The following is a 13,813-nucleotide window of genomic DNA, read 5'->3' as shown; positions in this document are numbered from 1 at the left end:
GTTTCCATAAAATCAATACAATTCTTAATTAATTTATGGATAGCAGAAATTTTTTGTATCTATGTAATGAGGTGGCAATAAACCGAATCATATTATAAAATGAAAGTTGATCTGAACTCCTTACCAATAACGAATGACCAATGACCAATGACTAATGACGATTAGGAGGCAATTATGTCCCAAACACCCTTAAAAATGACAGTAGAGGAGTATCTAACCTACGATGATGGCACAGACAAGCGTTACGAACTTGATTCGGGGGTATTGGTAGAAATGCCTCCTGGGACTGGGAATCATGAAGCAATCATCACGTTCGTGTTATTTCAGTTTATTTTGGAAAAACAAAGACTGGGACTAACATTAGAACCGCGTTCCAATGGTGTTGAAGTTATGATAGGTACACAAATTAGGCGTCCTGATGTATTGGTCATGACTCAACAACAAGCTGTGTCCATTGAAAAGAAATCAGCTATTCTTAGAACTGCACCACCACTCATTGTTGAAGTCGTATCTTCCGAATCTATTGACCGCGACTATAATATCAAAATATCAGAGTACGCCGCCTTTGGTGTTAATGAATATTGGATTGTCGATCCGTTAGAAGATAAAGTAACAGTCTGTTTGCTAGTTGGTTCAATTTATAATCAAACAGTATTTACTGGCAATCAAAAAATTGTATCGCAAAATTTTCCCCAAATTTACCTGACTGCTCAGCAATTACTAATGCCGAAACTTTAAGGCAAATCTGGACAAATTTTCACATCATTAAAACCTTTAAAATTAGAAGTGGTGCAAGCCAAGAAAAATAATGTATGTAAAAATCCGTATGGCTACTTTGCTGCTCATTCGATAAACGCTGTTATTGTTAAGGATAACTAAGAGTAAGGATGGGTAGTAATTAAATTGATGCTCATACCGGAGATATAGTTCTTAAGCTGCCCTGTGTGAAGACCATTCGATAAATGCTTTAGAAGAGGGAGAAAAAAAATCGTTGTCCCGAATACAAGAAACAGCCCTGGATTACGATGAACAACTGCGAACTTTCTTTTGTGAAGGTGAACAAGAGTCTATAAATCCAAACCAACCTAGACGGATGCGCTTAGAAGACTTAGTACTGCGTGTACGTACTTACTAATGCAAGTTCTGCCGAACGGCGAATCTCTTCTTTTGAAGGTATTCGTCCTGGCGATCGCGTTAGACAAACAGTAGCAATGATTACCTTAAAACCATCTGAGGATAATTCGCAGTTTACCATTAATATGGTTCAGTATAGTTCAGTGTAAAAGGTAAACCAAACTCTTTAGAAATTTGTATTAATTACCTTATCTGCGGCAATGCTCAATACTTCATCCATCCAAGCATTAATACTTTTACCTGCTTTAGAAGCTGCAATAAAAATTTTGCGGTGATTTTCTGGTGTTGTGCGAAAGGGAAGTTTTCCAGAAAAAGGTTTATCGGGTTCTTCCCCTAAGTCTTCACAAAAAGCAAGATAATCATCTACCGATTTCTGAAATTCTTGACGTGCTTCCTCGACTGTTTTCCCTTTAAATGTCACGACATCATTAATATCTAATACACGCCCAAAAATAATTCCTGCTTCTAAGTCAATTTCTAAACTTGCTGTATATCCTTTATAAGTCATCATAGTTTTAACTTTAAAACTTACTCATCATCATTTACTGATGTTTTTGGTTCAACACCTGCTTTGATTAAAAACTCTCGTACCGATTTAACTGCACCTTTATCAGTTTCCTTTTCTGGATGCGGTTCATGAAATACAGCTTTGACATTGTTTAATTTCACTCTCACCCGTGACCCTTGACCTTGGCGTATATCAGCACTCAATGCTTTAAATAAGTTTTCAATATCCTGCCAAAGAATATTTGCGGGAATCGGATTTGTAAAAATAGATTCCAAAACCTGACGCTGTTTGTTATTTAAATCCATTTAGCAGTCACAATTTATAATACATATGTTTTTTACCACATTAAAGTACATTTTTGTTTATGATATCATAAAACGATATCATAAGATGAACACCCTAGAGACGTAATATTCAGCAACAAAGACAGGCAGAGTGAACCCATCACCAGAAGAAACAACACAACTCCTGCAAAAAGCCGCCAAGTGCTACCTCAAAGCCGGATGGCTCACAGAAGCTTGTCGAGTGTGGGAGCAAATCGGTGACTGTTATTCAACAAACATTGCAGTTATTGGAAACTAGTCGATAATCATAAATTGTGTTGACTGTTAACTGTTAACAATCCTCAACTGATAAAACTTTTTTCTACTCTTAATCTGTTGACCGCGACTATAATATCAAAACAGCTGGTTATTAGCGATCGGCAATGAATAGCGAGAACTTCTCTAGTAAATTTGAAAGTGACATGGCTAGACTGGGATTGAATGACGTAGTTGATACTGTGAGATCAAGTAGGAAGACTAATTGCTATAGGTCAAAATAGTAAGCAAGTATACTATTTATTTCGAAATGGTAACATCGTTTGGAGTGTAGTTTTTTCTACTGGTCCAGATGAATTTGAAAATAGTCTACCAATCTTTGAAGCAAGTGTTCGTACATTTTCAATTAAACCCTAGAGCGCCGATACAGTAATCCTAAAAACCCGGTTTCTTAAAGTTGAGCCTACGAAATATCAAGCTTTGCAGGAGAGAGAAACCGGGTTTTTTGCCTCCTTTTTGAATACTGTACCGATGCTCTAGAAGTGATTGTGACCGTTAGAAGATGAAGTAACAGTCTATTTGCTAGCTGACTCAGGTTATAATCAAGGTGATTGAACAATTTTACTTATTCCTTCAATGACTTTAGCAATTGGGTAGGGCGTGCATCCTGTATAGCAGGCAATAAATTGGGATGACGAACGAACATATAATGCTCGTACTCGAACCAATGCATCTCCCCTTTCTCTTCGTTGCAAGATCTGCAAATCACCCAAAAATTTCTAAAGTCCATTGACAACCAGGGATACCGCGATCGCGGTAGTTTATGGTCGATTGTTCTACCACCACATTCCGAGAATCTATCTCCACAAATTGGACAATGCCAATCTGAATTATCTCTTGCCCAATCCTGACTTTCCTTAGTCGTTCCGCACCTGATGTCACCATTGATATATCGCCAGTTATCAAATTTCTTGTAATCCTCAAGATCCTGGCGAGTCAGTCGGTGATATCGCCTTTCGCCAATCTTGTCTGCTAACTCAAATAACTCTTCAAGCCCCTTGCCTTCAAGATCCACAGTATCCCTCGCTAAAGTTTAGTTGTTCGGTATGTCTTTTGATTGCGCTTCTGCCGAGATTTCTTAGTTATTGTGTTGCTATAATCAATAACCTCAATCTCAGTATCAGGAAATTGCTGCTCTATTAAATCCCCAATCTCAGCAACTTCCTTAGAAAACTGTTGGTTAAACTCTTCGATATCATTGCGAGTGAGATACTTATTGCCAATGCGATCGGCTTCTAAGAAAAGTTCCTCTAGAGTCATATCCTCAAATTGGGATTTCTCTAGAAACTCCTCAATTTTTTTATAAAGGTTGATGACATTATCCCATCCAACATTTTTATAGCCATTATCTTTTAGCCACTTCTGATGTTCTTTTTCGAGTTGGCTTCGATTCTTTGAGTTAGCACTTTGTACCTCACCGTAACTCATGCCGTTGAAATTTCTTTTTTGTTTTTTTGGGCTTGCCATTGGCTTGGTTCCTTATCCCAGTGTCCATTTAAATAGCCTGATTAAAGCTTTTCGGATCTCGTTATCTTCATATTGAAGAAGTGCTTTTGTATCTCTTGCCAACCTGAGTTTAATTTGATCGACTATGTTTTTTAAATCTCTGTTTTCTTTCTTCAATTGTGTATTGGCGTCTATAATCTCGTCATTTTGGGTAGTTAAGGTCTGAACTTTGGAAGATAGAAACTGATTTTTAGAAGCTAAGTTTTCAACTTCATCTTGAAGCTTTTTCTGTTCTTCCTCTAAAATCCTCTTTCTATTTTCAAGATTTGCCTTAGCTTCCTCTATAGATTCAATAGATTTTTCTAACTGAAGGTATTCTTTTTGTAAAGCCTCAAATTTACGTTCTGCTTGATTACGCGCCCTGGCGTAATTAGAATTATTACGTCCTAGAGTAGAGTTTTTGTCAGCATAAGAGCTAACAAGTTTTACAGCGCTGGGTTCACTCTCAAGGAGCTTGATTAATTTTTCGCACTCTTCCTTAGTCAGGGGCTGACTGATATTCTTATTGATACTAAATCTTTCTTTCAAAGTATTCTGAAACTCATCTTTGGATGCCATTAGTTATCTCCTAAAACATTGATAACTTGGTATTCCCGAACAGAGTGAATAAAATTTCCTGGCTTCATAAGAATTTTTATTTTAAAATAGCACAATTTTCAAATTTATACCTTTTTGCAACAAATCGCGGATTTCTTGCGCCATCGAAATCCAATACTGCAAGGGATTACAATAATTGAGGTGTCAGAACCCCGGTTTCTTTAAGAAACCGGGGTTCTAATTTCTGATTATCCAAGTAATTAGGACTTACGCATTGACAGAAACCGTCAGATATGATGTAAGCATTTTTAGCACCTCAACGTTTGATTGTTTAACGAATGAGACCAACATCACCCACCTTCGGGGCGCAATGCCTTGCGCCCCTACAAGTCTGAAACGACCATTATCCGTCGATGCATAGGATAGTCAATTTGTACAGTGCGTAAGTCCTAGTAATATTGAGCGTGATGCTAAATTTTTTCGACTCAATTGGAAGCTATATCAGTGACTTGTTTTGGTTGCAGAACCTTCGTATCACCCGGATAAGGTTTATCAAAACCCTTAGTGGCATACCAAATTATGCGATTGAGTAATACCATTTCTCGAAAACTAGACTACAGATGAAAAAAGGTTTGTAGTTACGCTTCAGCGCCAAAAGCTTTGGATGTGTAGTGTTAATTTAGAGAATTGGTATAAATTCTCATCTTGTTCATCGGGACTAAGGTTTGGCTTGCTAAACATCTCAGTTGATGCTTGCATCCAAGACTGCTGAACCTGATTCATCCCAACAGTAGATCCAGAATTTAGCTCATCTAGCGCAATCTGGTTTGGTACTACATCAAAAGGAGTCAGATCGGGAGAGTTGCTAAAGGCGTTGTACATCGGCGAGGCAAGAAAATCCATTTGATTCGCAGGAGGTAGCCCCAAAATCTGCTCAATTGTCCGTCGCATATCGATCTGCGTGTAGTAGGTGCTATCGACAACGCCACGCTTAGCATAAGGACCGATCGCCAATGCTTCTGTACGATGTCCGTCCACATGGTCTACGCCATTCTGGGAATCATCTTCCACAATGAAGATAGCACTGTCTTTCCAATAAGGACTGTTCAGCAGATTAATGAGATATTAAAGAGTCGTTAAATCAAATAGAAGACAGATTTTCTATTACAAACAAACTCAAAGAATTAAATGTTATAAAGGAATTCAAAAAATGTGTCAAAAATATGTATTCATACAGCTATGAGGTATCCTTTGCGATCGCAAAAAATGCTCTACAATATTTTTCAGCATAACATTGCCACGTGTAGGAATAATTTCGGGTAGACTTATCTGACATTTGAGGAAACAAGTTATTGACCCAATACTGCAAGGGTTGTTGGCAATTTCATAGTGTAGATGAAAGTAGGAAGCTGCTGAGACCAAGCAGCAGGAATCACCTCAACAACCCACCAGTTAAAGAGGTCGCGTTTTCCAGCAGAACCTGGAAAAATAGCATATCCTTCAAAACAGTCATCTAGAATTTCTAAAAGTGCTTCTCGTGCTTGCTCGGAATTAGCAAATGGTCTAGTTTGGCGGTGGTTCAGTCCAATTAACCCCAAATTACTCCAAATATAGCAATTCTCATCCGCGTGAGGTACAACTTCATCCGCGTGCATCTGCGTGTATCTGCGGTTCCATATTTCTCAGCATAACATGGTTACCATTCAGGCATTCTACCAAGTGCTGAGCCGCTTAATTAGATTTTGTGCTTGTTGATAACCCTTTGTATTTCCTTGTGATTGAAAGAACTTAGCTGCTAGCTGTAAGTCCTGAATTGTTCCGGGTCGATCTCCAATATTATAACGAGCACCAGCTCTGCGAAAGTAAGCATCTGCATAGCGGGGATTAAGTTGCAATGCCCGATCGAAGTTCAATACTGCGTTCAAATTGTCTCCGAGCTTATGTAGAAGAAGACCCCGATGATAATAGGCGTTGGCATCGTTAGGATTCAGGACTATTGCCTGGTTAAAGTCCTCTACCGCCCCCTTATAATCTCCACGCTGAAATCTGTCGCGTCCTCGGTTGAGAAAGTCAACTGAGTTGTTAAGGTTACTTTTTAAAGTGTCAGTACGAGTAGGTTGTGCATAAACAGATGGAGTCAGCTCACTGCTAAGTGCAGACAGACTAATGATTGTAATCGCCATGCAGCAATTTTTGTAAAAGTCGTAGTAGCCCACGGCATTTCCTCTTTTGTTGCCCAATATTCACGACTTTAACACAATCAGTACTAAGTATAATTTACACACTTTCAATAGGCAGTGATGGATCTCGAGACCACTCGTTCCAAGAGCTAAAATAGTTTCTCACATCTCTAATACCTGCTTCTTTAAGAGCAATTAGGGTATTAGAAGCTCTAGACCCTTTAAAGCAGTAAACGTATACCGTTGACTCTGGCGTGATGCCCACAGACTTACAAATTTCTAGGATTTCTTCAGAAGAACGGAACATCAGAATTCCAGAATGGGACACCATCATCCGATACCACTCAATCCAGACTGCGCCAGGAATTCTACCTTTACGCGGACAAAAGTCAACTTCATAAGGGGAGGAACTCACTCCCATCCACTCATCAGTATCTCTGACATCCAGCTTGATAATTTCAGGGCGATCGAGAGCTTGCAACATCTCCTCCGTGGTGACCATCATTGAGGAATCTATGTTGATAGAAAACGACTTTTTATCACGATTTGGAACTTCTGCGGTAGTCGGCAATCCGGCGGCTAACCATGCTTGATAACCACCATGTAGAACAGAAACCTGAGAACAACCTAAATACTTGAGCAAAAAGTAACCTCGGCAAGACTGTCCATAGCCAGAGTTCATAGCATCTTCATAGATGACAATCTGTTCCACACCTGAGATCCCAGCTGCACCTAAACTGGCTGCAAAATGCGATTGCAAGCTCAATAAACCCAATGGTGTAGAAGCCGCCAAATAAGTAAAAATATCGCGAATATTGACTGCTCCAGGAATGTGGGAAACTGCATACTCTTCAGAAGTACGGGTATCAATTACAATAGTTGATTTTTGCGGCAAAATCTCAGCTAGTTTTATGGGTGTGAGCAGCGGTTTTACTTCCATTTCTGCTTTTCTTCTTGACACGGCAATTCCTATAAACAAGCACCACATAATTTTAGAATTTGGCGTCGAGAGTAGATGTTAGCGAAATGCTTTTTTAGTAGACATTTCCAGAAATTAATTATGCGTTACCCAAAAGTCTTGGTAGGGGCGCAATGCCTTGCGCCTTTACATCTTTTCCACGCCTATGTCTATGACTATCGGTAAAGCTTTGTTTATTGTTACAAATTTGATATATTTCCCGATCTATTTGTAAATGTAAAGCAAAAATTGAAATAGATCTTTGCAAAGGATTCACGGATGAGACAAGCTTTGCCGTTGCTTACCCAGATGAAAAAGAAACTGTGGCATCAGTTGAATCGCAGAACTGGCAAAGTGATCTTAGCGTTGCTACTGATATGCGTGACAGTGCGATCGCTCCCATATTTAGCACCCATTCGCGCCGCCGATATTGCTCAACAACAGCTGGCACTGGAATTTACAGACCGGAATGGGCTACCATTGGGAACATTGCTAACCCGCGACCAAGAGCACACATCTGTAGTACCATTGAATCATGTTTCTGCTCTTTTTATCCAAGCTATTTTAGCTGCAGAAGATGGAGACTTTTATCATCACGGAGCATTAGATTTAAAAGCCGCAGCCCGCGCAATTAAAGATGCAATCTACACCAGAAAGATTGTTTCCGGTGCTTCCACAGTTACCATGCAGTTAGCAAGGATGCTAAATCCAGTTCCTCGTACTCTGTCAGGCAAAGTTCAAGAAATTTGGCTTTCCTGGCGGTTAACAGCAGGAATGAGTAAAGACGAAATTCTTTCTGCATATATCAACCGTCTGCCAATGGGAGGGAACATCTATGGTATAGAAGCAGCAGCTCGTACCTATTTTTCCATACCAGCGAGTGACATCAATCTTGCTCAAGCTAGCCTCCTTGCTGCTATTCCCAATAATCCCACTTACTTCGATCCACTTCAGCATTATCCACGACTGAAGCAACGCCAGAAATACGTCCTTCATCGTATGGAACAAGACGGATATATCAATCCCTCTCAAGCAAAACAATCATACACTGAAGAAATTGTGTTTCAATCTCGTCAACGGGGAATTATTGCTGCACCGCACTTTTTGTTTTGGTTGTCTGCTCAACTTCACCCAACCCCTCCCCGCACTCCCCGTCAGGACAAGCAGGAGTTGAAATCTAACCAAATCCTGACGACTATAGACCGTCCTTTACAGCAGTTTGTAGAAGCACAGGTCCAGCAGGTTATTTCTACCCTAGCCAATAACAATGTTCATCATGCAGCTGCTTTGGTCATTGACAACCATACTGGGGAAGTTTTGGCTTATGTCGGGTCGCCTGACTACTTTAATGAAGCTAAGCTAGGACGCAATGATGGAGTACAAGCACTGCGTCAACCTGGTTCTACTCTCAAACCATTTCTGTATGAGTTGGCTTTGGAAAAAGGTGTCATCCTCCCCAATACAATCTTGGCAGATGTACCCGCTCACTACGCAATTCCTGGAGCAAAACTTTACAGCCCCACAGATTATAATAAAAGTTTTTTGGGACCAGTGCGGGTGCGTATCGCTTTGGCGAATTCTTTGAATATTCCAGCGATACGGGTGTTGGAAAAGGTGGGTGTAAAAACTTTTCTCAATCGTCTTCACCAACTAGGCTTTGAACACCTCACCCAGTCAGCAGAGTACTATGGGCTGGGGTTAACTCTGGGTAGTGGCGAAGTCAGTTTGTGGGAATTAGCCCGTGCTTACATTACTATGGCACGACAAGGAGAAGTTACGCAGCTACTGACTACAGTTTCTCAATCCCCACTCCCCACTCCCCACTCCCCACTCCCCAATCCCAAAGCTTCCAATTCCCCACTCCCCACTCCCCACTCCCCACTCCCCTCCCCCACAACATGGCAACTTATAACCGATATGTTAAGCGATCGCCATGCGCGTGCAACTGCATTTGGTATAGATTCAGTCCTGAATTTACCGTTTCCGACTGCTGTTAAAACTGGTACTTCCTCTAATTTTCGCGATACTTGGACGGTGGGATTTACGACTGACTACACTGTCGCGACTTGGGTAGGCAATTTCGATGGCGATCCCATGCGTCAGGTTTCTGGCGTGACTGGCGCTGCACCATTATGGAACCGAATTATGTTATACCTGCATGAAAAGCGAGAACCTGTAGGTTTTACTCCTCCAAAAGATATGGTACAACTCCCTATTTGTGCTGTTTCTGGGTTAAAACCAACACCAGATTGTTCTTCAGTGGTACAGGAATATTTTTATCCAGAAAACGTCCAAGACTACCAGCGCCAAAACCAATTTCAATTGTCCCACGAGTATGATGATTGGTTGGCAAAGCAGGAGCAATCTGGGTTGACTTCAAGTAAGCTTAAAATTGTATCCCCTCATCAGGGGGATTTGTTCTTGCTGCATCCGGGTGATGAAGTAAAACAAAGACTGGAGTTCAAATTAGCAGGGACATCGGAAGCAACCGTAGAATGGTCGTTGAATGGTGAAAAGCTAGCGACGGATTCTTCTGGTTCTGTCTTTTGGACTCTGCGTCCTGGTAAGTGGGTATTGGAAGCAAGCAGTGGTGGAATGAGCGATCGCATAACTTTTCAAGTAGAGTTTGCGACTCTTAAGCCTACACGTCGGGGGTTTTCGGTAAGCTTATCCCACCGCTTTTAGCCCTTTCATAAAGGGAGTGTTTGCGGCACTCCCCAAGCGCAAAACAAGCGTTGCCAAACAGCTTATTTGCCTATAGCTTCTCCTTCACGACGGGGATCTGCGCCGCCGACCAAACCCATATCGGTTAGGGTAATGGCATGGGAACCACTCGTTTGCTCTACAACTTGCACCGAATGACCGAGTGATTCTAAACCAAGCTTGAGATCGGCAACATTTGCAGTACCTGTCTCCAATTCTGTCGAACCATTGCGATTGCCGAAATTTGGCAATGCTACTGCTTGCTGGCTATCGAGTTTCCAGTCCAAAGCCGCAACTAGTGCCTTAGCAACGTAGTTGATAATTCTTGCACCACCAGCAGAGCCAACCACCATGACTAGCTTGCCATTTTGGTCGAATACCATCATAGGAGCCATTGAGCTTCTGGGGCGCTTTCCTGGTTCTACGCGATTGGCGACAGGTTTGCCATCACCTGTTGTGGGTGAGAAAGAGAAATCTGTGAGTTCATTGTTGAGCAAGAAGCCTCGCACCAGTAATCTTGAGCCAAAAGCATCTTCAATACTAGTAGTCATCGACACCGCGTTTCCGTAGCGATCGACAATTGCAAGATGGCTGGTGGAGGGAAACTCTGGGGAATCATCTTTTCCCCCCACAAATGCAGCCTGTAGAGGTAGCTCACCAGGTTGGGCTTCAGTCAAAGCACGCTCAAGACTGATGAGTGCTGCACGTCGCTTGAGGTATTCTGGGTCGATTAATTCGTTAGATGGCACTGAGACAAAATCTGGATCGGCTATGTAGAATCCGCGATCGGCATAGGCAAGCCGTCCGGCTTCCGCGAAGAGATGGACTGCCTCTAATGAAGCTGGCTCCAAGCTTGCCAAGTCGAAGTTTTCGAGGATGCCGAGAATTTGTAACACAGTCAGACCCCCAGAGCTAGGAGCTCCCATACCGCAAACCTTATAAACTCGGTAAACTCCACACACTGGTGGTCGTTCTATCGCTTGGTAGGTTGTGAGATCGGTGGTTGTTAAGTCGCCTGGTATGTCTGCCTGTTGTACTGTGGCAACGATATCTTTAGCAATTTCACCCTCGTAAAAGGCATCAGCACCTCGTTTGGCAATTTGGCGCAGTACCTGAGCGTAAGGTTGATTGACAAGTATGGTGCCGACGGGCTTGGGAGTACCATCTGGTTGAAAGAAGTAATTCTTAGCTGCGGGAGTACGCTGGAGATACTGTTCTGTTCTCAGTAGAGTGTACAAGCGTGGTGAGAGGGGGAAGCCTTGTTCAGCCAGTTCGATCGCAGGTCGAAAAAGTTTCTTCCAAGGTAGCTTACCATGCTTCTTGTGTGCCATTTCTAGCATCCTGACTGCCCCAGGCACGCCTACAGATTTTCCACCAACAACAGCATCGTAGAACTGTAGCGGTTTGCCATCTGCATCCAGAAAACGGTCTGGTTGAGCTGCTGCTGGTGCAGTTTCCCTACCGTCATAGGTACGAAGTTGTTTAGCTTTGGCATCGTAGTAAACTAAGAATGCCCCTCCACCAAGTCCAGAAGACTGCGGCTCAACCAAGCCAAGGACTAATTGGATCGCGATCGCCGCATCAACAGCACTTCCTCCAGCGCGGAGAATGTCACTACCTGCTGCTGATGCTAGAGGGTTAGCTGCTACTGCCATATACTTCTGAGTGATAACAGCTTCGCGCTCAATACGACCACTACCTGCCTCGGGTGCATCTTGTGTACGCGCCAGCGTAGGGTGCAAGAGGGCGGTTCCGACGGCAAGAGCCAGCAAACCAATACGCCAGCGAACTTTACGTGCTATAACCACAGAGAATACCTTGATTTGTATACTTTTCCAAGTACTATTAGACCATAGAAGCTGTCAATTAACCCTCTTTTATGACTCTTGGGCCGCCGCCAGCAACTGACCCAACTTTCCACAAAATCTACGCGCCCAAGATGGTATTAGGGACTTCCAAATAAAAAAATGTCCCAAAATTTCTTGTGGTGCGGGCATCTTGCCCGCCCTTAATCAGAGACGGGCGTCCTTAATCAGAGACGGGCGTCCTTAATCAGAGACGGGCCTTGACGCCCATCCCACATTCCGGGGATAAGTTATTTTTTGCAGTTCCCTTATTTCTGAGCAAGAATCTGTGTGATTTCTGCATTTGCTAGTGCAACATCAGGTTCGCGTTGGATAGCATTGTAGTACTTTTTCTCAAAGGTATTACCATCTTCTGCAGGTGTCAGCAACGTGCGAGTACTATCAAGCAGACTTTGAGCATCGTCCAGGGTGACTGGTTCATCTGCATGAAGGGTTTCATCAATCTCTACTACTAACATAGAGATGTTACGCAACCAAGCAAATTGCTCGTCAGAGATGAGGAGTTGTAGCAGTTCTCCTCTAGAAACTCGCCCACGGACTTGCTCGTAAGTCGTGCGTTCTGTGTCAAGCAAGATTTTGTGTAGGTCGAGGAGTTTGTCACGCAGAACGGACAAACGTTGAAGTGTTGGTTGTAAAAGCGTGTCAGACATTAATAGTACCCATCCTTCCGTTATGATAATCTGCAAATGCTTGCTCAATTTCCGCTTCGGTGTTCATGACAAACGGTCCGTAGCGAACAACTGGTTCATTAAGAGGCACTCCGCCAATCAGCAGCACCTCTAGTGGCTCTTCTGTGGATGAATTTGCGATCGCTACCTCTTCGCCATCTTGGGCAAAAAGAACCATCTTTCCATCCTCACCTCGTTCAGAATCTGCACCGAATGCTCCTTCACCTTCAAGTACATAGGCAAAGGCATTATAATCTCTCGGCACGGGCTGAACTACTGTTGCACCTGGTTTAAGTGTGAGATGCAAGTACATAATGGGTGTTTGCGTTTCAATGGCAGCATTGACACCGAATGCACTTCCAGCGATGACTTTCACTACTACCAACCCGTCGTGCGATCGCGCTGTGGGAATGCGTTCAGCAGGAATATCTTGATAGTGAGGAGGCATCAACTTACTGCGCTGCGGCAAATTTACCCATAACTGTAGCGCGTGTAACCGCCCACCAGTGCGAGCAAACTCCCGTTCCGGCATTTCTGAGTGAACGATCCCAGATCCTGCTGTCATCCATTGCACATCACCGGAATTTAATCTTCCAGTATGTCCCAGCGAATCCTTGTGTTCCAAGCGTCCCTGTAACAAATAGGTCACCGTCTCAAAACCTCGATGAGGATGATCCGGTGCTCCCTTAGCTTGACCGGGCGCAACTTCAACAGGGCCTAATTCATCTAAAAGTAGAAACGGATCGAAATCTGAAAAAGTACTTTTTGGAAAGGGACGGCGCACAACGATGCCTTCACCCTCCAACGTTTCGACGCTGCTGATGATCCCTGCAACCGTTCGCCGTTCTTTGCTGAGGTGTAAGGTAGCCATGCAGATCTCCTTTAAAGTACTATACTTTATATATGATTAATCATATATTAGCGCAAGCATATATAGATCGTAACAGTGTAATTAAACGAACATCATTATTCGGTAAACCGTATTAAGCTACTACTAGTTGATACTTCCTAATTTCAACCTAATCTTCTCTTTATCATTATTTTTGACAACTTGTTAAATTGCAGAAATATAGTAGAGATGTTATGCACAAGTTGCAAATCCTTTCCTAACTCGCTATCCTTCAAACAGTTACCTGAGAAAGGGAGAAAACTGAG

General features: G+C 42.6%; 17 protein-coding genes. 5 read left to right on the top strand and 12 right to left on the bottom strand.

All coding sequences use genetic code 11. The annotated features are described in order from the left end of the window. The first annotated feature begins 174 nt into the window (after positions 1-174). From WA1_RS02915 to WA1_RS56560, 3 genes are all read left to right on the top strand, one after another. Positions 175-738: a Uma2 family endonuclease gene (locus WA1_RS02915; protein WP_017741417.1), complete on the top strand. Its 564-nt coding sequence runs from the start codon at positions 175-177 to the stop codon at positions 736-738. Positions 739-991: 253 nt separating this feature from the next. Next, complete coding sequence (locus WA1_RS56565; protein WP_017741416.1) at positions 992-1,135, top strand: hypothetical protein; 144 nt, start codon at positions 992-994, stop codon at positions 1,133-1,135. Beyond that, complete coding sequence (locus WA1_RS56560; RefSeq protein ID WP_158516587.1) at positions 1,119-1,283, top strand: hypothetical protein; 165 nt, start codon at positions 1,119-1,121, stop codon at positions 1,281-1,283. The genes WA1_RS56565 and WA1_RS56560 overlap by 17 nt, the downstream gene beginning before the upstream one ends. A gap of 17 nt (positions 1,284-1,300) precedes the next feature. Here WA1_RS56560 and WA1_RS02910 read toward each other — a convergent pair whose 3' ends face one another. Both WA1_RS02910 and WA1_RS02905 read right to left on the bottom strand, forming a co-directional pair. After that, positions 1,301-1,642: a type II toxin-antitoxin system HicB family antitoxin gene (locus tag WA1_RS02910; protein WP_017741415.1), complete on the bottom strand. Its 342-nt coding sequence runs from the start codon at positions 1,640-1,642 to the stop codon at positions 1,301-1,303. A 20-nt stretch (positions 1,643-1,662) separates the two neighbouring features. Beyond that, positions 1,663-1,947 carry a type II toxin-antitoxin system HicA family toxin gene (locus tag WA1_RS02905; RefSeq protein ID WP_017741414.1) on the bottom strand — a complete coding sequence of 95 codons (285 nt, stop codon included), beginning with the start codon at positions 1,945-1,947 and terminating at the stop codon, positions 1,663-1,665. 130 nt (positions 1,948-2,077) lie between these two features. On the opposite strand from WA1_RS02905, the gene WA1_RS56555 reads away from it, so the two are divergent. Further along, positions 2,078-2,224: a hypothetical protein gene (locus WA1_RS56555; RefSeq protein WP_017741413.1), complete on the top strand. Its 147-nt coding sequence runs from the start codon at positions 2,078-2,080 to the stop codon at positions 2,222-2,224. A gap of 582 nt (positions 2,225-2,806) precedes the next feature. Here WA1_RS56555 and WA1_RS02900 read toward each other — a convergent pair. From WA1_RS02900 to WA1_RS02870, 7 genes are all read right to left on the bottom strand, one after another. Continuing rightward, entirely contained in the window at positions 2,807-3,256 is a 450-nt protein-coding gene (locus WA1_RS02900) for an HNH endonuclease (RefSeq protein ID WP_017741412.1), read from the bottom strand. 11 nt (positions 3,257-3,267) lie between these two features. Further along, the gene (locus WA1_RS59320; RefSeq protein ID WP_017741411.1) at positions 3,268-3,708 is read right to left on the bottom strand and encodes a hypothetical protein; all 441 of its coding nucleotides are present in this window, start codon (positions 3,706-3,708) and stop codon (positions 3,268-3,270) included. 12 nt (positions 3,709-3,720) lie between these two features. Then, positions 3,721-4,305: a hypothetical protein gene (locus tag WA1_RS02890; RefSeq protein WP_017741410.1), complete on the bottom strand. Its 585-nt coding sequence runs from the start codon at positions 4,303-4,305 to the stop codon at positions 3,721-3,723. 624 nt (positions 4,306-4,929) lie between these two features. Further along, complete coding sequence (locus WA1_RS02885; protein WP_017741408.1) at positions 4,930-5,355, bottom strand: hypothetical protein; 426 nt, start codon at positions 5,353-5,355, stop codon at positions 4,930-4,932. 278 nt (positions 5,356-5,633) lie between these two features. Further along, the gene (locus WA1_RS02880) at positions 5,634-5,939 is read right to left on the bottom strand and encodes a hypothetical protein (RefSeq protein WP_017741407.1); all 306 of its coding nucleotides are present in this window, start codon (positions 5,937-5,939) and stop codon (positions 5,634-5,636) included. Positions 5,940-5,996: 57 nt separating this feature from the next. Further along, positions 5,997-6,467: a tetratricopeptide repeat protein gene (locus WA1_RS02875; RefSeq protein ID WP_017741406.1), complete on the bottom strand. Its 471-nt coding sequence runs from the start codon at positions 6,465-6,467 to the stop codon at positions 5,997-5,999. A 94-nt stretch (positions 6,468-6,561) separates the two neighbouring features. Further along, entirely contained in the window at positions 6,562-7,404 is an 843-nt protein-coding gene (locus tag WA1_RS02870) for a sulfurtransferase (protein ID WP_017741405.1), read from the bottom strand. A 297-nt stretch (positions 7,405-7,701) separates the two neighbouring features. Between WA1_RS02870 and pbpC the strand changes: the two genes are divergently transcribed. Beyond that, positions 7,702-10,107 carry a penicillin-binding protein 1C gene (gene pbpC, locus WA1_RS02865; RefSeq protein WP_017741404.1) on the top strand — a complete coding sequence of 802 codons (2,406 nt, stop codon included), beginning with the start codon at positions 7,702-7,704 and terminating at the stop codon, positions 10,105-10,107. 62 nt (positions 10,108-10,169) lie between these two features. Here pbpC and ggt read toward each other — a convergent pair whose 3' ends face one another. From ggt to WA1_RS02850, 3 genes are all read right to left on the bottom strand, one after another. After that, a complete protein-coding gene (gene ggt, locus WA1_RS02860) occupies positions 10,170-11,933 on the bottom strand; it encodes a gamma-glutamyltransferase (RefSeq protein ID WP_017741403.1) in 1,764 nt (587 codons plus the stop codon). A 305-nt stretch (positions 11,934-12,238) separates the two neighbouring features. After that, positions 12,239-12,640, bottom strand: coding sequence for a hypothetical protein (locus tag WA1_RS02855; RefSeq protein WP_017741402.1), 402 nt, complete (start codon positions 12,638-12,640; stop codon positions 12,239-12,241). Next, complete coding sequence (locus WA1_RS02850; protein WP_017741401.1) at positions 12,633-13,529, bottom strand: pirin family protein; 897 nt, start codon at positions 13,527-13,529, stop codon at positions 12,633-12,635. Before WA1_RS02850 ends, WA1_RS02855 begins: the two co-directional genes overlap by 8 nt. Positions 13,530-13,813 lie beyond the last annotated feature (284 nt).

Origin of the sequence: Scytonema hofmannii PCC 7110 (assembly GCF_000346485.2) — a bacterium.
In the GTDB taxonomy this organism is placed as follows: Bacteria; Cyanobacteriota; Cyanobacteriia; order Cyanobacteriales; family Nostocaceae; genus Scytonema; species Scytonema hofmannii.
The sequence above is the reverse complement of the archived record's forward strand: the minus strand, read 5'-3'. Positions and strand labels throughout refer to the sequence as shown.

Excerpts from the sequence above, each read along its gene's own strand:
- WA1_RS02915 (WP_017741417.1), top strand. The coding sequence starts at position 175 with ATGTCCCAAACACCCTTAAAAATGACAGTAGAGGAGTATCTAACCTAC.
- WA1_RS02910 (WP_017741415.1), bottom strand. The coding sequence starts at position 1,642 with ATGACTTATAAAGGATATACAGCAAGTTTAGAAATTGACTTAGAAGCA.
- WA1_RS02905 (WP_017741414.1), bottom strand. The coding sequence starts at position 1,947 with ATGGATTTAAATAACAAACAGCGTCAGGTTTTGGAATCTATTTTTACA.
- WA1_RS59320 (WP_017741411.1), bottom strand. The coding sequence starts at position 3,708 with ATGGCAAGCCCAAAAAAACAAAAAAGAAATTTCAACGGCATGAGTTAC.
- WA1_RS02890 (WP_017741410.1), bottom strand. The coding sequence starts at position 4,305 with ATGGCATCCAAAGATGAGTTTCAGAATACTTTGAAAGAAAGATTTAGT.
- WA1_RS02880 (WP_017741407.1), bottom strand. The coding sequence starts at position 5,939 with ATGCACGCGGATGAAGTTGTACCTCACGCGGATGAGAATTGCTATATT.
- WA1_RS02875 (WP_017741406.1), bottom strand. The coding sequence starts at position 6,467 with ATGGCGATTACAATCATTAGTCTGTCTGCACTTAGCAGTGAGCTGACT.
- WA1_RS02870 (WP_017741405.1), bottom strand. The coding sequence starts at position 7,404 with ATGGAAGTAAAACCGCTGCTCACACCCATAAAACTAGCTGAGATTTTG.
- pbpC (WP_017741404.1), top strand. The coding sequence starts at position 7,702 with ATGAGACAAGCTTTGCCGTTGCTTACCCAGATGAAAAAGAAACTGTGG.
- WA1_RS02855 (WP_017741402.1), bottom strand. The coding sequence starts at position 12,640 with ATGTCTGACACGCTTTTACAACCAACACTTCAACGTTTGTCCGTTCTG.
- WA1_RS02850 (WP_017741401.1), bottom strand. The coding sequence starts at position 13,529 with ATGGCTACCTTACACCTCAGCAAAGAACGGCGAACGGTTGCAGGGATC.